The sequence below is a fragment of the Arcicella sp. GW458-12-2-14-TSB2 genome, from assembly GCF_059423785.1.
In genome coordinates this window covers 1-25936 of the sequence record NZ_JBWKYN010000079.1, presented here as the reverse complement: position 1 = coordinate 25936, position 25936 = coordinate 1, and the positions used below count along the sequence as shown (strand labels likewise).

General features: G+C 34.0%; 23 protein-coding genes. 15 read left to right on the top strand and 8 right to left on the bottom strand.

Features of this window, described 5'->3' with window-relative positions; all coding sequences use genetic code 11:
* Nucleotides 1-75: 75 nt before the first annotated feature.
* The 3 genes from AC07XN_RS12825 to AC07XN_RS12815 are packed head-to-tail and all read right to left on the bottom strand — an operon-like array spanning nucleotide 76 to nucleotide 2657.
* Complete coding sequence (locus AC07XN_RS12825) at nucleotides 76-1068, bottom strand: MlaD family protein (protein WP_309914165.1); 993 nt, start codon at nucleotides 1066-1068, stop codon at nucleotides 76-78.
* Between the two features lie 2 nt (nucleotides 1069-1070).
* Complete coding sequence (locus AC07XN_RS12820) at nucleotides 1071-1841, bottom strand: ABC transporter ATP-binding protein (RefSeq protein ID WP_309914162.1); 771 nt, start codon at nucleotides 1839-1841, stop codon at nucleotides 1071-1073.
* A 6-nt stretch (nucleotides 1842-1847) separates the two neighbouring features.
* Complete coding sequence (locus AC07XN_RS12815) at nucleotides 1848-2657, bottom strand: MlaE family ABC transporter permease (RefSeq protein WP_309958996.1); 810 nt, start codon at nucleotides 2655-2657, stop codon at nucleotides 1848-1850.
* Between the two features lie 211 nt (nucleotides 2658-2868).
* Between AC07XN_RS12815 and AC07XN_RS12810 the strand changes: the two genes are divergently transcribed.
* A complete protein-coding gene (locus AC07XN_RS12810; protein ID WP_494743376.1) occupies nucleotides 2869-3474 on the top strand; it encodes a 2,3-bisphosphoglycerate-dependent phosphoglycerate mutase in 606 nt (201 codons plus the stop codon).
* Here AC07XN_RS12810 and AC07XN_RS12805 read toward each other — a convergent pair.
* The 4 genes from AC07XN_RS12805 to AC07XN_RS12790 all read right to left on the bottom strand — a co-directional run bounded on the left by AC07XN_RS12805 (nucleotide 3469) and on the right by AC07XN_RS12790 (nucleotide 6729).
* On the bottom strand, nucleotides 3469-3927 hold the full coding sequence (locus AC07XN_RS12805) for a PA2169 family four-helix-bundle protein (RefSeq protein ID WP_494743375.1): 459 nt from the start codon (nucleotides 3925-3927) through the stop codon (nucleotides 3469-3471). The two genes, AC07XN_RS12810 and AC07XN_RS12805, sit on opposite strands and share 6 nt — an antisense overlap.
* Before the next feature lie 126 nt (nucleotides 3928-4053).
* Nucleotides 4054-4380, bottom strand: coding sequence for a hypothetical protein (locus AC07XN_RS12800; RefSeq protein WP_494743374.1), 327 nt, complete (start codon nucleotides 4378-4380; stop codon nucleotides 4054-4056).
* Nucleotides 4381-4532: 152 nt separating this feature from the next.
* Nucleotides 4533-5639, bottom strand: a complete 1107-nt coding sequence (locus AC07XN_RS12795) for a TFIIB-type zinc ribbon-containing protein (RefSeq protein WP_494743373.1) — start codon at nucleotides 5637-5639, stop codon at nucleotides 4533-4535.
* Nucleotides 5640-5643: 4 nt separating this feature from the next.
* Entirely contained in the window at nucleotides 5644-6729 is a 1086-nt protein-coding gene (locus AC07XN_RS12790; RefSeq protein ID WP_494743372.1) for an SPFH domain-containing protein, read from the bottom strand.
* Between the two features lie 516 nt (nucleotides 6730-7245).
* Between AC07XN_RS12790 and AC07XN_RS12785 the strand changes: the two genes are divergently transcribed.
* Nucleotides 7246-8466 carry a site-specific integrase gene (locus AC07XN_RS12785; protein WP_494743371.1) on the top strand — a complete coding sequence of 407 codons (1221 nt, stop codon included), beginning with the start codon at nucleotides 7246-7248 and terminating at the stop codon, nucleotides 8464-8466.
* 341 nt (nucleotides 8467-8807) lie between these two features.
* Here AC07XN_RS12785 and AC07XN_RS12780 read toward each other — a convergent pair whose 3' ends face one another.
* The gene (locus tag AC07XN_RS12780; protein WP_494743370.1) at nucleotides 8808-10256 is read right to left on the bottom strand and encodes a sigma-54 interaction domain-containing protein; all 1449 of its coding nucleotides are present in this window, start codon (nucleotides 10254-10256) and stop codon (nucleotides 8808-8810) included.
* A gap of 128 nt (nucleotides 10257-10384) precedes the next feature.
* Between AC07XN_RS12780 and AC07XN_RS12775 the strand changes: the two genes are divergently transcribed.
* The 13 genes from AC07XN_RS12775 (at nucleotide 10385) to AC07XN_RS12715 (ending at nucleotide 25874) form a co-directional block, all read left to right on the top strand.
* Nucleotides 10385-11599, top strand: a complete 1215-nt coding sequence (locus tag AC07XN_RS12775; RefSeq protein ID WP_494743369.1) for a DUF2130 domain-containing protein — start codon at nucleotides 10385-10387, stop codon at nucleotides 11597-11599.
* A 96-nt stretch (nucleotides 11600-11695) separates the two neighbouring features.
* Entirely contained in the window at nucleotides 11696-12886 is a 1191-nt protein-coding gene (locus tag AC07XN_RS12770; RefSeq protein WP_494743368.1) for a restriction endonuclease subunit S, read from the top strand.
* A gap of 105 nt (nucleotides 12887-12991) precedes the next feature.
* Complete coding sequence (locus AC07XN_RS12765; RefSeq protein ID WP_494743367.1) at nucleotides 12992-15775, top strand: N-6 DNA methylase; 2784 nt, start codon at nucleotides 12992-12994, stop codon at nucleotides 15773-15775.
* 1 nt (nucleotide 15776) lies between these two features.
* Nucleotides 15777-16694, top strand: coding sequence for a hypothetical protein (locus AC07XN_RS12760; RefSeq protein WP_494743366.1), 918 nt, complete (start codon nucleotides 15777-15779; stop codon nucleotides 16692-16694).
* Nucleotide 16695: 1 nt separating this feature from the next.
* Nucleotides 16696-18171, top strand: coding sequence for a type I restriction-modification system subunit M (locus AC07XN_RS12755; RefSeq protein ID WP_494743365.1), 1476 nt, complete (start codon nucleotides 16696-16698; stop codon nucleotides 18169-18171).
* A gap of 60 nt (nucleotides 18172-18231) precedes the next feature.
* On the top strand, nucleotides 18232-21636 hold the full coding sequence (locus tag AC07XN_RS12750; RefSeq protein WP_494743364.1) for a DEAD/DEAH box helicase family protein: 3405 nt from the start codon (nucleotides 18232-18234) through the stop codon (nucleotides 21634-21636).
* Nucleotides 21637-21687: 51 nt separating this feature from the next.
* A complete protein-coding gene (locus AC07XN_RS12745; protein WP_494743363.1) occupies nucleotides 21688-22782 on the top strand; it encodes a hypothetical protein in 1095 nt (364 codons plus the stop codon).
* Nucleotides 22783-22889: 107 nt separating this feature from the next.
* A complete protein-coding gene (locus AC07XN_RS12740; RefSeq protein WP_494743362.1) occupies nucleotides 22890-23222 on the top strand; it encodes a helix-turn-helix domain-containing protein in 333 nt (110 codons plus the stop codon).
* Nucleotides 23219-23635, top strand: a complete 417-nt coding sequence (locus AC07XN_RS12735) for a hypothetical protein (protein ID WP_494743361.1) — start codon at nucleotides 23219-23221, stop codon at nucleotides 23633-23635. Before AC07XN_RS12740 ends, AC07XN_RS12735 begins: the two co-directional genes overlap by 4 nt.
* Nucleotides 23628-24764 (top strand): AAA family ATPase, encoded by a 1137-nt coding sequence (locus AC07XN_RS12730; RefSeq protein WP_494743360.1) that lies wholly within the window; start codon nucleotides 23628-23630, stop codon nucleotides 24762-24764. The genes AC07XN_RS12735 and AC07XN_RS12730 overlap by 8 nt, the downstream gene beginning before the upstream one ends.
* A gap of 68 nt (nucleotides 24765-24832) precedes the next feature.
* The gene (locus AC07XN_RS12725) at nucleotides 24833-25021 is read left to right on the top strand and encodes a hypothetical protein (protein ID WP_494743359.1); all 189 of its coding nucleotides are present in this window, start codon (nucleotides 24833-24835) and stop codon (nucleotides 25019-25021) included.
* A 164-nt stretch (nucleotides 25022-25185) separates the two neighbouring features.
* Nucleotides 25186-25611 carry a hypothetical protein gene (locus AC07XN_RS12720; RefSeq protein WP_494743358.1) on the top strand — a complete coding sequence of 142 codons (426 nt, stop codon included), beginning with the start codon at nucleotides 25186-25188 and terminating at the stop codon, nucleotides 25609-25611.
* Between the two features lie 2 nt (nucleotides 25612-25613).
* Nucleotides 25614-25874, top strand: coding sequence for a hypothetical protein (locus tag AC07XN_RS12715; protein ID WP_494743357.1), 261 nt, complete (start codon nucleotides 25614-25616; stop codon nucleotides 25872-25874).
* Nucleotides 25875-25936 lie beyond the last annotated feature (62 nt).

Here is a 25936-nt window from a genome sequence, read left to right as displayed (position 1 = left end):
GGACTTAAGTCCCTCGCTAGTCATAAGGAATATTTTTTTGGAAATGCTATTCTTGAAACTTTAATACTAACGATTTCAGTCAGCTTTATTTTTCTCTTTCTCCTTTTTCTTAAAAAAGCCTCTGAATAAGAAATTATGCTGAATCGCTTCAAGGTCTTCATCTAGTTTCTTACTACCAGTCTCTAAGTTCTTCAAGGTCATTTTTATTGATGTGGCCGATGCCGAATCATTCAACAATACTCCTACTGTATTATCTTTTCTATTCATTTTCTCGCTCACCATTCTTAGGTTGGCTGTAAACTTATTCACTGAAGCCGACGCACTTTGTAACTGCGTAACGGTACCTACAATTCTATTATACACAAGCGTATCACTAGCAAAATCATTAATGGAATTACCTGGGCGATTAATTTTACCAGAGAACTCTTCAAAATTCTTCATAGTCGTCATACTATTTTCTGAAACAGTTTTAAGATTACTAGCCATTTCTTGCAGATGCCCTACGGTTTTGTTCAGATTTACAGCAAAGCTAGGGTCGTTTAATAAACTGCCTAAACTACCTTTCCCTGAATTCATTTTGCCACTAATACTCTTGAAGTCGTTAGTAATAGCAAGCAAGTTTTTATTATTTGCTTGTAGCGTTGCTAACATATCATCAGTACTGATGCCATCCTCTACTTTTAGTAAATCATCTTTTTGTACTGGTGGATAAGCGGGGGTACCACCATAGATAACTACTATTTTATTACCAATGAAGCCATCTGAACCAATTTTAGCTTTGGCATCTTTACGGATATGGCTCTCTGCATCTTTTTCTATGTTCATTGTAACTTCAACTTGTGAGTTACCATAAAACCCAATTTTCTTTACCGTTCCTACCTTTACACCCGAAAACCAGATGTTAGCACCAACTGATAAACCACCCACATCGTTAAAAATAGCCTTTACTGTGAATGATTTCACAAAGGTTTCTTTTTGTCCGCCTATGGTAAACAGGGTAAGGAATAGAATTACTATCCCCAAAAGGATGAAGATTCCAACAACTACGGGGCGATTATTTTTTACCATTTTCATTTATCGTTAATAAAATTATAGTCATAAAAACTTCTCAGGCTCTCATCATCTGAGCTAAAAACTTCTTTGAAAGTACCAATTTTGGGAAATTTCCCATTCTGTAACATCGTCACTTTATTGGCAGTAGTTTTAGCACAAGTAAGGTCATGAGTAATGATTATTGAACTGGTTTTATATTCCTGCTGTACTTTTACAATTAAGTTATTAATTTCAATAGAGGTAATAGGGTCTAGGCCAGAGGTAGGTTCGTCATACAACATAATCTCTGGCTTCAAAATGAGTGTCCGTGCAATACCAATACGCTTTCTTTGTCCTCCAGATAGTTCAGAGGGCATCTGATTGATAGTTTGAGACAACCCTACTTCGTGCAATACTTCTTCAATGGCGTTGTTTACTTCGCTTTTACTCAAGTCACGCTTATTTCTTACCAGTGGGAACTCTAAGTTCGCTCTTACGCTCATACTATCATATAAAGCGCTATTCTGAAAAGAAAAACCTATTTTCATCCTCAGTTCCTGCAAGGCTTCAAGACTAAGTTTATCTATTTCCTGTCCCAGTACCTTTACAGTACCCGAGTCTGGTTTTAATAAGCCAGATATTATTTTGATTAACACCGATTTTCCAGTTCCCGAACGCCCCAATACAGCTACGTTTTCACCTCTATAAATGGTCAAATCAATACCATCAAGCACTTTTAGCGTATCAAAAGATTTTTTCAAATTCTTGATATCAATCACGATTTCGTTATCTATGGTCTTATCTTTCATTCCTTTTTACCTAATAGCGTTCACAAATTGTACAATAACCATTTCTTCTACAAAAATTAAAAACATGGATATTACTACTGCCGTATTAGCAGCTTTGCCCACCCCTTGCGTACCGTTTTCTGCATGATAACCTTGATAACAACCCGCTACGCCAATGGTAAAGCCATAACAAATGGCTTTGAAAATAGAAGCATAAATATCTAAAAAGGTGATGTTAGCAAAAGCACTTTTAAAAAAAGCAACAAAACTGGTTAGCTCGGTTTTGTGTATATTTAAATAAGAGCCCATCATGCCTACAAAACCTGTGTATAAAACCAAAATAGGAATCATGATTGTAACGGCTGTAATACGGGTTACTACCAAATATTTGAATGGATTGGTAGCTGATACTTCCATCGCATCAATTTGTTCGGTTACTTTCATTGAGCCTAGTTCGGCTCCCATATTAGAACCCACCTTGCCTGCCGCAATCAAAGACGTAACTAATGGTGCCAAGGCTTTGACGATAGCAATAGATATTAGCGACGGTAGCCACGAGGTAGCGCCAAAGTTTGCCAATGATGGGCGAGACTGCTTGGTGAATACGATTCCCGTAATAAAACCTGTTAAAGAAATTAAGGCTAATGACTTATAACCAACCAAATAGCATTGATTGATGATTTCCTTGAATTCAAAAGGAGCTGAAAAAGCTTCTCTGAAAAATCTGAGAATAAACGTATAGACATTGTATAAATCTATAAAAAAAGCATCTATCTTTTTTGAGATAACGTATTTTTTCCCTACTTCAACTTTTGACATTTCTGAATCTGTTTTCATAAAATCTCATTCCCTATACCAAAGGGCTTTAAACGGTATATAACTTTGTTAATGAAAGTAGTTAGGAAAGAATATGGTTCAAAAGCATTTCACCATTACAAACGCTTATTTTCTTTGTAATTGTTATACTATTCAGACCATCCTCGAATAAGCTATGCATTAATATCGTTATGTTATTAAACTTACTTTTCAGTACTGATAAAATAAACAAATGACGATATTAACATTGATACGGCACGGACAATCGTCCTATAATCTAGAAAATCGTTTCACTGGAAATGTAGACGTAGCATTGACTCCTTTAGGAGAACAAGAAGCTTTGTCGGCAGGGAAAAAGATTAAAGCAATCAACTATGATATTGCTTATACCTCAATGTTGAAACGTGCTCAGAAATCTTTAGCAATTATTCTACAAGAAATTCATCAAAAAACTATGCCAGTTGTTAAAAATGGCGCTTTGGATGAACGGAAGTATGGAGATTTGCAAGGACTGAATAAGGAAGAAACAGCCAAAAAGTATGGGGAAGAACAAGTATTGATTTGGCGAAGAAGCTTTGCAGTTCGTCCACCCGGAGGAGAGAGTCTGGAAGATACTTATAACAGAACTGTTCCCTATTATCAGTCGGAGATAGAACCAAAACTGAAAAATGGTGAGAACGTGCTGATAGTAGCACATGGGAATAGTTTGAGAGCCTTAATGATGTATTTAGAAAAAATTGATAATGAGGCAATCTCGAAAGTAAATATTCCAACAGGTACTCCAAGGAATTATACATTTGATGGGCAACTGAATATCCTGAAAGTTGAATATTTATGAGGTATATTTTTTGCTTAGTTGGCTCTTTACCTGATGGTAATCATTTTCAATAAAAGATAACTGCGTAGCAATCATAACGACGTATTTATCCTCAAGGATTTCCAGATGGTCGTCTAGTACTTTTTTGTATATTATTAGAGCGATCTTTTCGCCAAAAACACACGACCTTAGAATAGATTTATTAGCATGATTTGTAAGCCACGTCTTGATTTCCATCCAAACTCTTAGGAACTTAAAAGCCGTTTTGGTTCCTTTTATAGGTTCGCCTCCTAATTGTTCTACTTCATGAATAAGAGCTTTGTTATTTGCTTTACTTGTTTGTATGCAATGAGTAAACAAGGTTTTTAAGGATGTATCCAAGGTTTCTTTAAAGGCAGTTTCATAACCTACTATGCGATCATTATTTACTTGAATAAGTTTATTGAGGGCGTCAATCTTTTTTGCCTTTTCCAATGTATGTGCGGAGAAATAATGGAGATTTGTTTTAATCAGACTTCATCACATTTAGTACGAAGGATATTAAAAAATTTGAGGTGTGAATTAGTCAACGCATTTGCTAGCTCACACCTCAATAAATAATTAAAGTAAAAGAATCAACAATAAAACAATAATGATAATTGCACCTGCTGAAAGGTAAACACCTCCGCCTACTTCTTTCATAGATTTTTTGATAGAACGAACTTCTTGTCGTAAGGCTTTCTTTTCAGCCGAACTCATGTTCGATTTATCCATTGCTTTTATTTCTTCTAGCCTATTCATCATAGACTTTACCTCGGCATTCACCTCGGGAGATGCTGCTTTTTCTGTTTTTACTTTTTCTAGTTCAGAGGTCTCTGCTTGTACCGAAACAGGCACCACGAACATGAATAACACTGTAATTAAAAGATATTTTTTTAGTTTTTTCATCTTTGTTATTTTTTTAAGTACTTGGTTTATAATATGTATTCGACTTTATAAATACCAAATTGTCATGCCAGACCAAGTAAAAACTCAGATGATTTACTGTTTTTTTAAATATTTTTTAAAAATAAGAAGGTTTCAAACACTAACACCTATTATTACCTTTGATAATTGTTAAAATAGAATATTACCGACGCTATCACAGCGATAACCGCAAGCACAGCAAAAGTTATTTTTATCCAGCTATAAGGGCGCTCACCCTGCACTTCGCCAGTTCGTGCATTCACCAAAAACTGATACAGTTTGTTATTGTATTTGTAAACACTAACATACACAGGGAATAATAAATGTTTAAAAGTAATGTTTTTGTAGCTAGTATTTTTATTATTGATTCTTTGTTCGTCTCCTCCAATATCTCTTCTAATAACCTCCCTGATTCTTTCCTCAGTCATATTTTTAGCGACTTCAAATCCTTCTTTAAGGTCAATTTGATATTTTTCAGTTATAAATCCACTCAAATAACTTTTATCAAAAGGCACTAAATTTTCCATGTCCCAAGGTTCAAGTTGAAGGATGTAAGCAGGTGGAAGTGATTTGGTGGCTGGCACTAATAAATCATCAAATGATACTTGAACATTACCGCTTACATAATACCATCGTGTTTTACGAACTTGGCGAGTTTGTGTAACTGATTTGCCATTTTCTGTAACAGTATACATTTCTGTTTCGTAGTAATAGATACCCTGCTCGCCAGTATAACTAGTGTAGGTGTAAGTATCATACGTCCAATAGGGCAAATAAATCCCTTTAAAGTTATCAATACTAAGTACTTTCTTTAAGTCGCTTGGCGCAAACCAACGACTATTAAGCCATTTTTTAAACTCATCTTTGGCGTGGCCTATATCAAGCTTAAAAGGAAGTAATGATTTGGGCTGAATAACATTTTCAATAAAAGCATTTTTGATAATTAACGGAGTTGAACAATAAGGGCAACTAGCAGAACTTAAGTCACTTATTGTTGATGTAGCGTTACAACTTTCGCATGTTACAAAATGTTCAGTAATAGTTTTATTAGAAGCACTATTATTAATAAACTCAACATAATCAAGTTCTTCAATAGGGTCATCTTTTCTTATAATTTCATTTTCAAAGCCACAATACTCACAACTAAGCAACTGTGTACCAGGCTCGTATTTTAAGTAAGCACCACAGCCAGTACAAGCAAACTTTACGCCTTCACTCGGTTTGTTTTCTGTATTTTCCATTTTACTACTCTGGTATCGGTGGCGGAACTAATTCAAATAGATGTTTTAATTCAGGTAATGTACCTGCCTTAGTCCAGTTAGCCATGCCTGCATACCATACGAGCGTCTCTTTTGTAAATACATTTTGAACAGCCATTTGCTTTAAAATATCTATTTCAAATGGTCCAGATTGTTGTCCGTTTATGACTGTATAATATGTTAAAGTGGGTGGTATGGGTGGTGGGGTTTGAGCAGTTGATTGGTTTTGTGCGCTTTGTTGAAAAACATGGTTCATCATTCCTGCCACAGCAAAACCTATTCCTGCCCCTGCTGTTCCATCATTTTCGGCAGCCCCTTCTATGGCCTTAGCCATTTTCATTTTGGTAAGTTTATCTAAATCAATCGCATTCAGACGGCTATATTCAAATATTTCTTCTTTAACTTTATCAGGCATTGAAACATTTTCAATGACAAATTTAGTTAACTCAATGCCGTATTCTTCAAACTCTCCACGGATAGTATCATGAACTAATTTTGAAACTTCATTGATATTTGATGCATAATTTTCAACCGGTAAATTTGCTTGGCCTACTGCATCAGTAAAACGTGCCACAATCATGCTTTTTAATTGTTCCGCAATTTTATCGGTTGTAAAATAACCATCTGTCCCAACAATTTCCTTCATAAAAATTGTCGCATCTTTTATTCGGATTACATACGTTCCAAAAGCACGTATTTCAATCATTCCAAAACGGTTATCATGAAGTGTAATAGCATTCTTTGTCCCCCATTTTTGATCAGTAATATTACGCGTACTAACAAAGTAAACTTCAGCTTTAAAAGGACTATCAAACCCATACTTCCAGCCTTCTAACGTTGAAAGAATAGGGAGGTTTGCGGTACTTAATGTATGTGTACCAGGGGTAAAAACGTCAGCTATGTTTCCCTCTTTGATAAATACAGCTACCTGACTTTCACGGACGATTAGTTTAGCGCCGTTCTTAATTTCGTTTTGGTAACGGTCAAAACGATATACCAATGTATTATTAGATTCGTCAATCCATTCAATAATGTCAATAAATTCATTCCTTAATTTGTCAAATAGTCCCATTTTGTTTGTAGTGTTTTAAATTATCCTTACTCATTTTAGCCACGAGGCAAGAACTATACGTTTTGATTGATAAATTTAATATCGTATAGGCAACATAATTTATAAAAAAGGTTTGAAAATTCCATGCAGTTAAAACAAAAAGCATGATAATGCTATGCTGCTTTCAATTTCGTTGTTTTTTTATAGGACATTTTAACAAGGCTGTAGATACAATATTTTAAATTTCAGGGCAATAAAAAAGGACAAAGCTGAATAAATCAGCTTTGTCCTTTTTTATGTCGGGATGACAGGATTTGAACGGCAACGGCCGACCGTCTGCGACCACACGCCCCCCAGAAGTATAACAGTTATATTTTAATAGTTTCTATATTTTTCTATTTATTTGAAAAACAACAATATAACTATTTTTATTTTTCTGTTGCTTTCATTTAATCATAGTTATTTGCTACATTTGTTTACACCATGTTTACACCAAAAGAATAGTGTAAACACCTGTACTCGTAAACAAAATATACTATGACTTCGGTAAAAGTACTACTTTACAAAAGCAAGATACTTAAAAATGGCGAACATCCCGTTATTTTGAGAATCACAAAAGACCGAAAACAAAAGAAAATTTCATTAGGTTTTAATTGCCTTCCTGACCTTTGGGATGATAAAAATAATTACCAAAAAAAGAAGCATCCGAACCATAAAGAAATGAACATCACGATTGATTCTGTACGAAACAAGGCCAATCGTGAAATCTTAAATCTGGAAAATCAAGGAAGGGAGTATTCTTTAGAAGAGTTAGCTAATATACTCCAAGCCGAAAAGAAGCGAAAGTCTATCACCATATTCAATTACTTCGAAGAGATAATTAACAAAAAAGAACAATCGGGCAAAGTAGGTTATGCAAATGCCTTTATAGAATCGCTTAATAAACTCAAGACTTTTAGAAACGGAAAAGATTTAGAGTTCTCAGATATAACTTTCAATTATTTAAAGCAGTACGAAAACTGGCTAATTTCTCAGAAACTAATGCCCAACACTATTTTCTATTACCTCAGAACATTAAACACTTTGCTTGGCTATGCCAAAAAAGAGGAGTTGGTAAAACCCGACTACTATCCTTTCAAGGATTTTGGTTTTGCCAAATATCGAAATGTAAAAACAAAGAAAAGAGCGATTTCAAAAGAAGATATGCTTGCAATTATCAATCAGGATTTACCTCTACATTCTCGTCTTGCTCGTTCTCGTGACTTTTTCGTATTTAGTTATTATTGTGGCGGTATTAACTTTGTTGATATGGCACATCTTAAATGGTCAAATATTGTCAATGGACGATTAGAATATACTCGCCAAAAAACTAATGAGGCCTATAGTATTTTAATCCTCCCTCCTGCTCAAAAGATTTTACAATATTTTAGAGAAACGAATTTCGTGCGTCAAGATTCTTATATTTTTCCGATTCTTTCAGACTTCCATAAAACGCCACAACAAATGAGAGACCGCATCCATAAAGTGAACAGGCAGACCAATGAAGACATGAAAGAGATTGCAAAAATATTGGGGATTGATGAGACAATAACTACTTACGTAGCTCGACATTCTTTTGCAACTATTCAGAAAAAAAGCGGTACACCCACAGCCATCATTTCAGAAATGTTAGGTCACGATTCTGAAAAAACAACCAAAATATACTTGGATTCATTCGGTAATGATGTACTTGACGAAGCAATGAAAAACCTTTTGTAATTTAACCGTAAACATACTTCGAAGCTGTAATTAAGATTGGGCAATTGCTGATTGCCCAATCTTATTACAACTATTAAATTACTTTCCTTCGTATTTTCAAGACTAAATAATAGGAATTAATTATTGCCATAGAAACTTTAAGAATAAAGAATAATTGTCCAGACAGTGTCTGGACAATTGGAGTAGGTACAATCTTACCCTCCAGAAAAACTACTTTCACACTTGAGCTTTTCTCATTTTGTCTCCTTAATTCAACTAGATTCTGACATTAAAAGACGATTTTACGAAGTACAAATCATTCAAAACTCATGGTCGGTTACAGTAATATACTTTTACGGAAATTAACCAACCTCTATCTCATACTCCTTTATTTTACTTTTAAAAGTATTTATTGAACGGTAGCCGATAGCCTCACTAGCCTTTGTCTGATTTCCTTTATAAAAGGCTAAGGCTCTTATGATAAGGTCTTTCTCTATCTCTTTCAAATTAAAAGACGATTGACTGTTTGCAGATTTATGCAATAACTTTTTAGGTAAATCTTGAAGTTGAACTTCTTTATCACAAAATACATAGAGGTTGATAATTGCGTTTTCTAGCTCTCTGATATTTCCCCTAAAAGGATAATCTATCAATTTCTGATATACTTCATTGCTTAACTTTAGGCGTTTGGGCTTTTTCATTTCTTTCTGTATTTTTCCCAAAAAGAAGTCTATAAAATTCTTCTTTTCAGTAATCCCTCTTTCTTGAAGGGTTGGTAAAGAAAGTTCCACAACCGACAACCGATAATATAAATCCCAGCGAAAAGAGCCTTCTTCGCACATGGCTTCTAAATCCTTATGTGTTGCGGCAACAATTCTAACATCTACTTTTCTAGCTTTAGTTGCTCCTACGGGCAAAATCTCGCTACTTTGTAATACTCTTAGTAATGATTGTTGCATAAATGCCGAAATATCTCCTATTTCATCCAAGAATATTGTTCCTCCATTCGCTTCGTCAAACAAGCCCTTTTTATCTTCTTTGGCATCAGTAAATGCCCCTTTTACGTAGCCGAATAACCGTGACTCTAATATACTATCTCCTAAAGCAGAACAATTTACTGACACAAATGCCTTATTATTCCTATTACTGACCTTGTGAATATACTGAGCCAAATGCTCTTTACCTGTACCACTCTCTCCTCGTATCAAACAAGTTACTCTATCGGTTTGGGCAATTAATTTTGCTTTTTCATAAATGGGTTCAATACTTTCAGAAACTAAATAATCTGTACCAAAGGTATCTTTCTGCTGAATTTGCTCTGAAATAATAGCAGACATTGGAACGCTCGATTGGTCTATTGTTAATTCTAATAAATCAGGTGTTGGCTTACCTTTAAATTTACCTTCTCTTGTTTGGAATAGCCTTGTCTTTAATCCAAGCGATTGATGACACACAAACCATGATAATTGCATTGATGAAGTGCCAGGCGAAAAGAAAATATCTATTTCATCGTTGGCATATTCTAACAAGAAGGTCTCAACTTTAGCCTTGATTTCCTGAAAATCAATCACGTCAGTGATATTCATATATTTTGTAATGACTTTTCTTCCTTTGTACTTCTTAGTAATCACTCTCACTAATTTATCTAAAAAAGGGTCTCCGTCATTAGCATCTCTGGTAGTTAATAAAATATGTTCATCATAATTTTCATAGAAGTAATCGTGAAATGCCATAGTAGGGCCGTCAAGCCTTACTTCTTTGTCTTTGTCAAAATCATTGTTTTTTGCGTACCAAGAAACGAGTATTTTCATGTCAATATTTGATAGTATAAATTAATTATTGATATAAAATTAGCAAAAATATCGCCAAAACAAAGGTTTTTAGCATTGGCATAAGCTTTGAAGATGTATTGCTATCATAAAAATTTTAAAAACTTATCATGAAAAATCAAATACATTGCCCAAAGTGTAATCACGAAATCAATATTGAAGCTGTTTTGGCTGAACGCATTGAAAATGAACAAGTCGCTAAGTTTACAGCACGAGCCAAAGAGCTTGAACAGCGAGAACAATCGCTCATCAACGATAGTCAGAACTTGCAAAATCAGGTGCAAGTTTTACTAACACAGGAAAAGGCTAAACTTACTCAGCAGTTAAAGGCTGAAATCAATGCTCAGAATGCCTCTGCCCTAACTGATTTGCAAAAAGAACTCAGCGAAAAAAGTAAACAAGTAAGCGAGCTTAAAAAACAGGAAGGTGATTTACTCAGACAAAAACGTTTGTTGGAAGAAGCTCAGGCTGGTGTGGAATCAGAGATTGAAAAAAGACTGGCGAAGGAACGAGAGTTATTAATGGCTCAACTCCAAGAGAAAGCACACAATGACAATGCAATGGCTATCAAACAAAAAGACATTGTGATTGAGCAGATGAAAAAGCAAGTGGAAGACATGAAGCGTAAAATAGAACAGGGTTCTACTCAATTGCAAGGGGAAGCTCAAGAATTAGTTATTGAAGAGTTCCTGAGAGCTAATCATCCTGTTGATACTATTGAGGAAATCAAAAAAGGTGAAAACGGGGCGGACATTTTACAAAAAGTATGTAATCGTTTAGGTCAAACCTGTGGAAGTATTCTTTACGAAAGTAAAAACACAAAGGTGTTTTCTGACACTTGGGTAAGTAAACTAAAAGAGGATATGCTTTTGAAAAAGGCTGATTTGGGTGTGATTGTTACCAAAGCATTACCCAAAGGGGTGAATAGTTTTGAAATGCGTGAAGAAAACTTATGGATATGCTCGTTTGAAGCCTTCAAAGCACTTACTTTTGTACTGAGGGCATCGTTGCTTAGAGTTGACGACGTTCGGATTATACAGGCAAATCAAGGCGAAAAGTCTAAAATGTTGTATGAGTATTTGATGAGTAACGAGTTTAAAAGCCAACTCAAAGCTGTTCACGATACTTTTGCTAATATGCACGCTTCCTTAATTAAAGAGAGGAATGCTTCTGTCAGGAACTTTAAAAAACGTGAAAAAGAAATTGACCGTATTATGCTGAACCTCTCGGGAATAGTAGGAAGTATCAACGGAATTTCTGGGCAAACAGTAGCCGAATTTGCCGAATTTGAAATTATGGAAGAGGATATGGCTTTATTAGAATAAGCCCTTTTTCTACCTTTGTCTTTCGGTATAAGACAAAGGTAGAATTACCTATTTGTAACAAGGCTAAAAAAACAAAACACCATTATACAAATTTTTATGAATTGGAAGAAAGTTAAGTTAGAAGATATTGTTTTTTTTCAAGAAGGCCCTGGAGTTAGAAATACACAATTCAGAGACAAAGGAATAAAATTATTAAATGTAGGAAATATTAATGAGGGTAAAATTAGATTAGACGCAACTAAAATTTACATCTCTGAAGAAGAAGCGTATAACAAGTATAAACATTTCTTAGTTGATGAGGGTGATTTAGTCATCGCCAGTTCGGGAATTGTTGTAGATAATTTTCATAATAAAATAGCATTTATACAAAAAGAACATTTACCTCTTTGTATGAATACCAGTACAATACGCTTCAAATCATTAGATAATAGTGTATTAGATTTACATTTTTTTTCCTATTATTTACAAACAAGAGATTTTAAAGAACAATTAAGGAAATTGGTAACAGGTTCAGCACAGCTGAACTTTGGCCCAAGTCATCTAAGACAAATATTTGTAAAGCTTCCCGACCTTGTCACCCAACAACACATTGCCCAAGTATTAGACCAAGCCGATGCTTTACGCCAACAAAACCGTCAGCTTTTGGGCTATTACGATGAGCTTTTGCAAAGTACTTTTATTGATTTGTTTGGCGACCCTGTGAAAAATGAAAAGGGTTGGGAGGGGAAGAAGTTGGGAGACCTATTGGCATTTATGACAAGTGGGTCAAGAGGATGGGCTGAATATTACTCTACATTCGGAAGTCTTTTTCTAAGAATTCAAAATGTTGGTTACAATAAGTTAAAAATGAATGAGATTGCATTTGTAAATGCTCCAAATACCGCAGAAGCCAAGAGAACAAAAGTACAGAGTGGAGACATTTTATTGTCAATTACTGCCGACTTGGGAAGGACAGCAGTAATTCCTGAAAATTTTGGAGATGCTTACATAAGCCAACATTTAGCATTGCTAAGACTTAAAGAGAATATTGATAGTACATTTATCTCTGAATTATTATCTTCTGAATACTGTCAAAGACAATTTAAGAGTGCAAATAAAGGTGGAGTTAAAGCGGGGTTGAATTTCAATGATATAAAATCTACTAATATTTTACTCCCTCCTCTCCCTATCCAGCAACATTTTGCCAAAATAGTAGAGGAAATAGAGGCACAGAAAAGTTTAGTACAACAATTGTTGGCAGAGAGTGAGGCATTATTTGAGGGGCTTTTGGCGGAGTATTTTGGGTAAAATGAAGTAACAATCTACAATCAAAAATTAGAAAATACCTATAAGCATTAGATGTTTAATGAGAGTTTACATATATAAAATATTTTTAACATTAATCAGTAAAGAATGGATTTCCAGGAAGCGATAGAATTAGTATTGGCTCGCTCGCCACGCCCAATGTCATCAACAGAAATTGCAGAAGCCATCAATGAAAGAGAACTTTTTCTTGAATGGAAAGGCAAACCTGTAAATGCAGCATTGGTTTATGGGAGAGCATCTCAGCATTTTACTTTTTCTATCAATAATGGATTAATATCATTACAATATGAAAATAAATATAGTGACAGTATATTAAGACAACTGAGTAATGCAGTATTACAATCACGACAGTGGAATGCTGAAATAATTCTAACTTTTTTATTGTTTTGGGCAAGAGTTACAAGTAATGAAACATTTCTTGGAAAGAAATATTTTGGAGGTTTAACATTTAATGAATATTGTCAGATTGAGATTGCTATTATAAAAAAGGATTACTGGCTTGCTACAGTGAGATATTTTATTGAAAGCATATCTTCTGAAGTCGAAATGACCCAAGAGTATTTGGAAAACACTCTTCTCAGATCAGATTTAGACAAAGCTCTTGTTGAGATAGTCCAGAATTCAGGGGTATCAAAAAAAAATCAATCGGATAAAGAATTTAGTATTTTCTTTAACACAATTCTTAAAACTTTATTTATTCGTAGTGAGGTACACCATATTTCAAACGATTCGTTAAGCCATATTTTTCGTAAAATTATTGGTGATTATCAATTTGAAAGTTTATTTGACCCTTTTGCAGGTTTGGCAAGTCTTATCTGTGATATTAACGCTAACTCCCAAACCTCAATTTATCTTCAGGAAATTAATCACAAAGTAGCATTTGCGGCATGGATGAATCTTGTACTGGCTGGGTTTAAACGGTTCAATTTAAAGCTTATTGATTCATTAATTTATCAGCCCTATAAGCAATTTGACTTAATTACTTCTGACTTGCCCATTGGAATAAAACTAAAAAGCGATTGGAAAAATCGCAGTTATACTATTGTTCCAAATACCACAAGATTTGATTCATTATCGATACAAATGATTTTGAGTAAATTAAATTCAAATGGAAAAGCAATCATTGTTGTTCCTGAATCAGTTTTATCAGCAAAATCGTATTTATCTCTGAGAGAATACCTTGTCAATAATGATTTATTACACTCCATTATTACATCTAAAGTTGAGATTAATCAATATCGAAAAATCTACAAATTCAATATTTTAGTACTTGATTTCTGTAAACCTGAAAGTAAAAAAGATAAAGTTTTACTTCAAGAGTTAATGGGGGTGAATATGAATGAGTTAAACGTGGTGAGCATAACACAAGATTGGGATTTACTGCCTGAAACTTCTATTATCGTAGAAAATGACCAAATACGTAATAATGAATACCATTTAATTGTATCAGACTTTTTCAACTTAAAGAGATTGCCAGAAGGAAATCTAAAACTACTTAAAGACTTAATTGTTTCTTTTTCAGCAGGTAGTCCTGAGGGTAATTTTACCGCTACTAAAAAAGAGTTTGCAGTTGAACCAAATTGTATACCATTTGTAACAACAAATGATTTACGCAGTTCGGCATCAAACTATATTTTAGATATTTACAATGTTGAGAAATGTGTAGTAAACAATGGTAATTCCATTAATTCGAAATATTTAATTGATTATCACGCTATTTTAATTTCCAGAAATGCAAATAGTTTAAAACCTACATACTTTGATGGCAGAAGCTCGATTTTGGTTAACTGGAATATCTTCGTATTAAAGTTGAATACTCAAGAAATATTGCCTGAATACCTGATTTCTCAATTTCATGAAGATTATGTCAAAAATCAGATTGAAAATGCAAAAAGTGGCACAAATCATTCTTTTCTTGATATTAACCGCTTGTTGAGAGTTTTAATTAAGGTAGTTTCACTTCAAGAACAAGAGAACCATCTCAAAGATTACTACAAAAATGTAGTTAGTAAAACAGAACTTTTGGTAATTCAGGAATCTAAAAAAGCAGTTGAATCTGAAATTACATTATTAGCTTCATTACAGCATGAATTAAGAGGACAGATATTATTACCATTAGTTGAAGGAATGCAGCTTATCAAACAATATCTACATAAAAAAGATAGTAAAGTTGAACCTTTTAAGTGGACGGATGGAATTATTGATAAACCACGAAGCCAACAGGTTATTGATGTTTTTTCTGGTATGGAAAAAATTGTTGATACTGCTACGACCCTTTTTGACAATATGCAGAGCATTATTGATTTAGATAAGGATAAGCTAAATAAGGGAAGTGTAAACCTATTGATGTATATAAAGACCGAAGTTGAGACATTTAGAGAACAACTTGATGAATTTAATATAACAGTGGTTTTTGATACAGATGGGAAAAAGGATATAGTGTGTGAAATAGACCCCCAAAAATTTAGCTTTGTAATAAGTAATTTTATTCGTAATTCTATTGAACATGGCTTTGATGATAGAATACCAGACAAGTATTTACTATTTAGAATTAAAGTATTTAAGGAAAATCAAAATATTATTTTAGACTTAATTGATAATGGGAAAGGGTTTCCAGAAGATTTTAGTTTACAAGACTATGTTGCTTATAAAATAAAATCAGGAAGTAATGGGTCAGGAATTGGTGGGTATTTAGTAAATAAGGCAGTTGAGATTCATGATGGGAAATTAGAATATATCGAAGACGATAAAGGGAAAATGTGTTCTCTGCCAACATTTCCTAAAAGTCATAATAAATCTGATATGCAAAATATTAAAATTAAAATAGGGGTTCATTTCAGAGTTGTGTTACCAATATTAAACCAAACCTAACATGATTAAAGTAATTTGGAGTGATGATGATTTTGCCAGTGATGTACGTAAAGAATCAAGTAAAGCTTTAGCATATTCACATGGAATTCATTTAATACCTAAGCAAACCTGGGATGATGCCGAGATTGAGTTATTAGAGGCAGGGGATACAGTAGATGCAATTATATTGGACGGGAAAGGACAAAAAAGAGTTGACTCTAAAAATGAAGACTCATCTCATTTGACATCTGCAATGGGATGGATATGTGAACAAAAAGGCAGAGGAAAAAAATATCCTGTAATCATTTTTACTGGATATTTTGAAGATATTAATTCATTGTATGGTGAGAGTAAAGATGTTCATGCAATATTTAGAAAACCAGATATTGAGTCAGTGTATGAGAGTATAAAAAAAGCAGTTGCTGATGTTCCAAGCTTAAAAATCAAACAAAACTATAGTGATGTTTGGAAGATTTTTAACAACGAAATACTCGATTCATCTATGGAAAATAAGTTATTAGGACTCATCCAAAAAGAAGAAACAGGAAGTTTTGAGAAAAATGATTTTAATACTATTAGAGAAATTTTTGAAAATTTATTGAAAAAATTTATAACTCTGAATTTATTACCTAACGAACTAATAAAGCCCGATGGAACGATAACTTTAGGGTGGGCTTTGAGAATCTTGAATGGAGAGTCAACAGATATAAAAAATAGAGATAGCATTGTTGTTCTGTCAATAGCACGAAACAGTAGTTCTATTATTCCTAATAAACACCACATTGGGTATTGCTTCCATTTCGTGAAAGAAACTTCAAGTGCATTATCTCATGAATATTCTGCTGGATATGGGAAGACAACATCGACTGCTTGTTTAAATGCTTTGTTAGAAATACTCAATTGGTCAAATAAATTAATTGTACAACGTAACTTACTTTAAAATGCTTACAGGCGAAAAACGCTCACAAATAGATAAAATCTGGAATGCCTTTTGGACAGGGGGAGTATCTAACCCACTTACGGTAATTGAACAAATTACCTATTTACTATTTATTAAACGACTTGACGAACTTCAAGCAGCTAAAGAATCAAAAGCAAATGCTTTGGGGAATCCCATAGAATCGCCAATTTTCGAGGCTGAACAAAAGGAATTACGTTGGAGTTATTTCAAAGACCGTGAAGCCGAAGATTTGTACAGACTCTTTACCAAAGAAAACGGCGTGTTCGACTTTATGAAAAATATGGGTCAGGAAAACTCATTTAGTCGCTTTATGAAAGGAGCAACCTTTATGATACCTACACCCAGACTTTTAATACAAGTTGTGGACTTACTGAGCGATGTGTCGATGACCTCACGAGATGCCAAAGGGGATATTTACGAATATTTGCTATCTAAAATTGCAACGGCAGGTACAAATGGGCAGTTCCGTACACCACGCCACATTATCAAGATGATGGTGGACATGATGCAACCAACACCTCACGATACCATCTGTGACCCATCAGCAGGTACTTGTGGCTTTTTGGTAGCCTCAGCAGAGTATATTCAGGGAAAATATGAGGAACGCTTTATTACAGATTCAAATTTCAGAAAGCATTTCAACGAAGAAATGTTTATCGGAACAGAATTCGATGCAACCATGATTCGGATTGGTTCGATGAATATGTTGATGCACGGTATCGAAAAGCCTAATTTGGTAGATGTTGATGCACTTTCAGAAGGGAATAGTTCATTTTTTAATAAAGCAAGCTTGGTGTTAGCCAATCCACCCTTTAAAGGAAGCCTCGACCACGATGCTGTAGAGAAAAATATCCTTTCGATAGTAAGTTCTAAGAAAACTGAATTATTGTTTTTAGGGCTTATCCTCAGAGGCTTGAAAATTGGCGGAAGAGCGGCAGTAATCGTACCAGATGGCGTACTGTTTGGTTCGTCGAAGGCACACGTACAAATCAGGAAAGAAATCATAGAAGGGCATCAGCTAAAGGCAGTTATTTCGATGCCTTCGGGCGTATTCAAACCTTATGCAGGGGTTAGTACAGCCATCTTGATTTTCTCAAAAACCAATTCGGGCGGAACAGATAAAGTATGGTTTTATGATATGCAAGCAGATGGTTTTAGCTTGGATGATAAACGCCAAGAAACACCCGAGAATAATGATATTGCAGACATCGTAGCTCGCTACCACCAATTATCAAAAGAACACGACCGCAAACGCACTGACAAATCTTTTTTTGTGCCTTTAAGTGAAATTCAAACAAATAATTACGACCTTAGTATCAACCGTTATAAAGAAGTAATTCATCAAGAAAAACACTATGAAAAGCCAGCGGTGATTCTTGAAAAAATTCATCTATTAGACATAGAACGCCAAAAAGGATTAACAAATCTGAAAGAATTATTGGCAATTGAAATATAAAAATTTAGTTGAGGCAATGTAATTTGCCTCAGCTAAACCTAAAACGCCCATTTAACAATAATGAACACCTCCAATTTCTCTTTTCTAATTAATGATTGGTCGGAAATCTACACAACTGCCCAAAAAGCTGAAAGTTACATTTCGGCTGAACCCCTATATTCCGCAGTGTTGACTAGAAAAGCATTGGAGAAAATGTTAACGTGGCTCTATGACCATGATAGTACTTTGGAGCTTCCAAACAAAAATCAGATTAACTTAAATGATTTAATTTGGGAGCAAAGTTTTCAAAAAACTTGGGGCAAACAGTTTGGCAAAGAGCTAAGTTTTATTAAAAGTAGGGGTAATGATGCAGCACATAAAAGCCTCAATATTCCAAGTAACGAAGCCCTTGCCTGTGTAAAGTATTTATTCAGGTTTTGTTTCACCATTGCAAGAACATTCTCAGAAAACCAACCACCTTATCAGGCATTCGATGAAAACCTTATTAGCCAAAATACTGTATCACTTTCAGAAAAAGAGATTGAAAAGATACGCAAAGAGGCATCTGAATTAAAAGACATTGAACTAGAAAGAAGAACAGCCGAACTTAATCAGAAACAGGAAGAATTAGAGCAAATACGCTTACAATTAGCCCATTATCAACAAATAAGCCAACAAAATGGTGAAGTAACAGCACCATTAGTACTATCAGAAAAAGAAACTCGCAAACTCTATATCGATGTAATGCTACGCCAGTCAGGCTGGGAAATTGAAGCCCAAAATGTACAAGAATTTGCATTACAAGCTACAGACGAAGCCACTAAAAAAACAACTACTCTAAAAGCAGACTATGTATTATGGGGTAACGATGGTAAGCCTCTTGCAGTAATAGAAGCCAAACGGACAAGTGTAGGCGTAGAAAGAGGTAGAAACCAAGCAAAATATTATGCTGATGCTCTTCAACAGTCTTATGGTCAACGTCCTATCATTTTTTATACCAACGGTTACGAAACGTATTTGTGGGACGATGCCCAGTATCCACCAAGAAAAGTATCAGGCTTTTTAAATGCGGAAGAGTTACAAAGAGTATTTGTTAGAAAAGAACAACGCAAAGTACTGAAAGAGCAAAAAGTAAATCAAAGCATAGCCAACCGTTACTACCAAGAAAGAGCCATTCGCAGAGTGGCAGAGCGATTTGAAGAAGAGAAGCAACGTAAAGCATTGCTTGTTATGGCAACTGGTACGGGTAAAACAAGAGTTTCAGCCGCCATTGTTGATATGCTTACCAAAGCACAATGGGCTAAGAAAATTCTATTTTTAGCAGACCGTAATGCCTTGGTAACACAAGCCAAAAATAACTATAATCAATATTTACCCAACCTTACTGGAATTGACCTAACAAAAGAAGAGGACGACGGTAAGGCTCGTGTCGTATTTTCGACGTATCAAACAATAATCAATAGAATAGATACTGACTATCGGAATGAAAAACGATATTACGGTATAGGACACTTCGATTTGGTTATTGTAGATGAAGCCCACCGTTCTATTTATGACAAGTATGGAGCAATTTTTGACTATTTTGATGCTTTTTATTTAGGCTTAACAGCTACACCTAAAAATGAAACCGATAGAGATACTTATGCCCTCTTTAATCATTTGCAAGGTGAGCCAACTGATGCATACGAGTATGAAACAGCCATTGCAGACGAGTTTTTAGTACCAGTGAAGAAAATTAAATTACCGCTTAAATTCCCGACTCAAGGAATAAGATATATTGATTTATCAGAAGAAGAGAAAAGAGAATGGGAGAGGAAATTTTATGACCCTGCTACTGGAGAAATCATAGACGAAATAGATTCAGGTGCGATTAATCAATGGCTATTTAACCAAGATACTGTTGATAAAGTGCTTCAATCACTAATGGAGTATGGACATAAAGTAGAAGGAGGAGACAAATTAGGTAAAACAATCATATTTGCTCGTAATCACAAACACGCAGAATTTATATTTGAGCGATTCTATCAGCTATATCCACATCAAGATTCAGCTTTTGCAAAAGTAATCGACAATTACGATAAAAATGCCGAGCGAAGTATTGATGATTTCAAAATCAAACAAAAGTATCCTCAGATTGCTATTTCGGTTGATATGCTTGATACAGGTATCGATGTCCCCGAAATTCTTAATTTAGTATTTTTTAAACCTGTATTTTCGGCAGCAAAGTTTTGGCAAATGTTGGGAAGAGGTACAAGACTCTGCAAAAATTTATTTGCCCCAGATGAAGATAAACAAGACTTTTATGTTTTTGATGTTTGTGGAACATTTGATTTCTTTGGACTCAATCCTGCTGGTATTATTCCGAGTAAATCAATGTCTGTCACAGCTAACACATTTGTTTCAAGGTGCGAATTAGTGTTTTTGTTACAAACACAAGGTGATGCTCATCCTGAAAGCGAAGACTTTGCTTTAGCAAAATCATTAGTTGAAATACTTCATAGTCAGGTAAGGGACTTAGAAGCAAATAGTGGTTTTGAAGTAAGATTACACCTGAGACAAGTAGAACATTATGGTAAAATAAGTACATGGAGTGCTATTCAAGCTAACGATATTCAAGACTTAAGGGAACATATTGCACCATTAATCCAAAATGAAGAGACAAATGAATTAGTTAAACGTTTTGATTTAATGATGATAAAAATGCAATTGGCTATTCTAAGAAACGAACAGTCGCAAAGAGGTTATGTAGAAAAATTAAGAGTAATGGCTGGGGAATTGCTTAGAAAAGCTGAAGAAGTTCCTTCTATTGCCAAGAAAAAAAAGATTTTACGAATGTTAGTTCAAAATGAATACTGGGAAAATGTTTCTATCCCAAACCTTGAACAAGTTCGTGTAGAAATAAGAGATTTAAGCAAATTGATAGATTTAAGTACTGGGAAAGGTATTTTTTATACCAATTTTCAAGATGAAATTATAGCACCATTAGTGGTAGAAGACTTTGTTGGTAGCTATGGTAATTATGAAAGTCATTATGCAAAATTGAAAAAAATTATTTTAGAAAATGCCAACAATTTAACCATTCATAGACTACACACTAATCAAGCTATTACAAGCTTTGAACTAGACTCACTAGATAAAATGCTCTTCGAGCAATCAGGAGTAGAAACACATGAGGAGTTCAAAAAAATCATAGGAGACAAGCCTCTCGGCGAATTTGTTCGTTCTATATTGGGTATGGATGCTCATGCTGTAAGAGAAGCTTTTTCCTCTTTCCTGTCGAATGGGCCATTAACATCAGAACAGATAACTTTCATGGAATTTATCATCAAGCAATTCACCGCTAATGGTAAAATAGACCCCGAAATGCTTTTTGAACCTCCTTTTACAAAGTTTCATGAAAGTGGTATAAGTGGAGTATTTCCTTTGAATGACAAAAAGATTATTCAAATTATTGAGGAGACAAATCGTAAAGCAATGGTTGGGTAGGTTACCGATTAAAAGAAGACTTTAGCCATTTTTTATTAACTCAATGTAACGATGGAACAAAATAAAATTCCTAAACCTGAATTTAATTTGAATTATCAATTCAAAACAATAGAAGATTTTACTAATCTCAGAGTTATTGATGTCCTTTGGATACTATCGATGGATTCATATACTTTAGCTCTTAATGGAATAAAACTTAAATATGAAAAGTATAATCATGCCATTGAAATAGGAGAAGATGAAAGACTGAAAACTAAAGAAGAAGTACAAGATTGGATAAACTCTTATATAAGAAAAGATAACCCATATTGGCTTTGTTTAAAAAAGAATTATGGACAAAATATAAAAACTTTTTTAAATGAAATAGCTTTATTGTTCGAAATGTCTGGGCAAAATTCAACTATAATTAATGGGGTGGATTCTGATACGGACTCTTTTATTAGAAAAATAGTTTATTCTGGCTTTTACAAATCTATCAGAAAAGGCCAATGGCCAACCTTATTACAATCACTATTTTTCTTCATAATGTTAGAGTCTCAATTCAAAACAAAAAAGACAGGAAAAAGCTCTCATCCATACTTTCTAAGGGATTATTTGAGTTTAATGTTCACTATTATAAAAAGAGACCAGCAAGAATTCATACCAAAATTAAGGACATTAGTTAACTCAGCTTTTAGTGTAATTCTTTTTGAAATATACACACACTATTTGTTAAACTACATGTATCAAGCTGGTGAGATTAATACCTTTTTTAGAAATGAAAAGTTAATTATTCAAGAACCTTTACCTTCTATCCCATCAAGCTTAGAAACATCTACTATTGCTAAAGTAGGAATAACCCAATCACAATTGGTTTTAGTATATTATTACTTTTTTAAACAATGTGGATTAGAGCCAAGGAAAGATATAGACATTTCGCCATTGGCTCGTTTTATTCACTTAACAACGGGTACAACTTTTACAAAAATTCAAAATTCGGATATTTATAGTAAATTAAAGAAAGCTCCTAACTTCAAAACAGACAAAGAATTAATTAGAGACCTAAATATAATAAAAGAATATTTCAAAGAACATGAATTTCATGATATAGTCAAATTGATTGATAATGAGATATATATGGCTACTCAATCAATTAACGAGAAGTAATTACAATAAAATAGGGTATCCCTATGGGGTACCCCTACACTTAAAAAACTGATAAAACTTTAGCCATCGAAACGGAAAACAAACAATCCTCCTGTGTAGATGGCAAAATGGAAAATTCTCCAAAATTAGTCTTAATGACCCCCGAAGAATTAGCAGTACTAATTCAAACTTCTGTTCGCAAAGCAATTGCTGAACACGCTCCCAAATCGTCAGACTCCAATGACAGACCGCTTTCAATTGATGAAGCTTCGGAGTTTCTGCACATTCCAAAATCAACGCTCTATCAGTTTACTTCAACTCGAAAAATTCCTTTCCAAAAAGTGGGTAAGAAAATACTATTTTTTAAACAAGAACTTATTGAGTGGGTAGAATCTGGCAAAAAGAAAACTCAAAAGGAAATAGAAGCAGAGGGTTTTGGAAAGAAAGGAGGTGTACGATGAAAAAGCCTCATTCAATTGACAATTCAAGACCATCTGTTTTGTTTTGGGAATATGCCTTCAATCAAAGTTTTAGCCATGTCGAAAGCCTACTTGATTCAAAGTGTGCCTATTTGAAAAAGTTAAGAGAAATGCTTTATTCAGAAATGAAAGATGATGTAGTAAAGAGAATAAAGTACCTAGAAGATGAAATCAACAAGATGATTGGTTTACTTGATATGACTCAAAAACTCAAAAGGGCATATCTTGATGAAACTTCCCAAAATGTTTCTTTGATGATTAGGCTAACTTGTGAAAATAAGGCTTTGAAAATCGAAAATCAAGAACTCATCAGGCAAATAGAATTACAAGCTAATTTAATCGATGTACTTTTAGAACGTAGCTTCTCAAATAAAGAAGGAGGTATTTATGGATAACTATTTAGAAAAATATTCAGAATTCTTTCATCCAGAACCTTCAGAATCAGAAGCGAAACCAACTAATAGTAATCTTGAAAAAATATTTGCTTCTCAAAGAAGAATCAAAGCAAACAGTTGCAAAACCGTAACTTTTAGTACACCCATAATTACATATAATGAAACAGGTATTATTTATCCTAATACCATCAATATTATTCAAGGGAAAAAAGGAGTACACAAATCACGACTTACTGAGATTGTTTGTGGATTAATGCTATCAAGAAATGTCTGTTCAACGAAAAAGTATCTTGGTATGAAGCGAAATATGATGGTACATTCAGTTGTATTGTACGTCGATACTGAAAGAAATATCAATGACCAGTTTCCTTATGCTATTCAAAAAATCAAACTACTGGCTGGTTATTCAATAGATGAAGAGCCTCCGAATTTAGACTACATTTCTCTTATTGATATTCCTCGGAATGAAAGATTTGGTACACTCAATCAATATATCAAAGAATTCAGAACTAAGTTTGAAGCCTATAATCTCTTCATTGTTTTTGATGTTGTAACAGACTGTGTTGAAAATTTCAATGATGTTAGAGAAAGCCTAAAGCTTGTTGATATGTTAAACGAAACTATTAACAAGTACAATGTTACTTTTCTTTGTGTAATTCATGAAAATCCATCAGCAGGAAATGACAAAGGACGTGGGCATTTAGGAACAGAACTCAATAATAAAGCCTCACAGGTTATTCAAATTGGTTTTGAAAAAGATAACCAAGGCAATGATACAGACTTGATACGCTTAAAGTTTTTACATTCCAGAAATACCAAAAGACTAGAGCCAATCTATGTACAGTATTCAGAAGAATCTAAAGGCTTAGAGTTGGCGAATCCTGATTTTGTCAGTGAAAAGCTGGCAATGAAAAAGAGTAAAGCTCAAATAGCGGATATTCAGAACTGGCTGACAGGGAATTTAAAAGAAGATAAAAGTAAGAAAGACTTGGTGGATATGATTATGATAGAGTTTGATTGTGGCTCAAGAATCGTTGAAGATAGATTGAAAGAATTAGCTGAAAAAGGTTTTATCGACCGTTATACGGTTGGTAGAAATGTTTTCTATAAATTAATTATCCCGTTTTAAAGACCTTCGCACTCGCAAAGCCTTATATATGAGTTTGCGAATGCGAACGTTGTATAAACTCAAATATCATGAATATTAACACAAAATTTCATCCAATGAATCGTTCTGAGTTTGCTCGAAAATATAAAGTCAGTGTTCCAACTTTTAACAAGTGGCTGGTATTAATTCCTAATCTTTCTTTGATGGAAAATCAAAGAATATTTACGCCTAAACAAGTTGAAATCATCATTAACCATCTTGGCGAACCACCAGATTAATTCATAGAGACTTTCAGGAATTAACTTGAATTAATCCGAATTAACCTACATTAACCCCAACTAACCCGAAAGTGGTTTATTGGGGTTAATTAGTTTTATAGCATCAGAATTAATGAGGGTTAATTCAATTATGTAAATCAAGGTTAATTTTAAAAAAGAGAAACATGAACGAAATCAGAACAGGGAGAGCATTACAGTTGGAAGGACTCCAAAATGCTACCAACAAAGTTACACTGGGTTTTAAGTGTGATGCACGAACGAAGATTCAATTAGCACAAGAGGCTCAACAAATAGGAATGACGTTAAGTGAGTATGTCGATACAGTTATTTCAAGTAGAAAATCTAACACTCAATCTAACGTAAGTAATACCTCAGAATTGGTAACTAAACTAGAGTTTCAGCAAAGAGAGATTCAAAACTTAAAAAGAAAAGTTGGTTTTTATGAAAACGATTTATTGAAAAAGGCTTTTCAAAATCGACAAGGTCAAAAAGTTGAATACAAAAACATTCATGGCGAAAAGGTTAGCAAAACTATTAATCAAATTGAAGATGTTTATACCATTTTATTAGACACTGTAAAACTATCATAATCATGTTTGAAGTAATATCACATCCGTTTACAAATGCTGGTGAAGGGTTATCAGGCATTGTCTTCGAGAAAACGATTGAATCAGTAATGCCTCATAAAAGTAGAGGCTTTAGCTTTTGGCGTTTTTTATTTTTCTTCTTACTCATTGTTTTTATCGGGGGAATATATTTGGTATATTTTTATTTTCCTATGAAGAAAAAGGAAGAAGAAGAGAGGAAATTAGAAGAGGCAGAGAAGGTTAAGGAATTTAGCCAAATTCAATAAGTATAAATCTTTTTCAAAAAGCAGGTTGAAATGAATTCAACCTGCTTTTTGTGTTTTAAAGG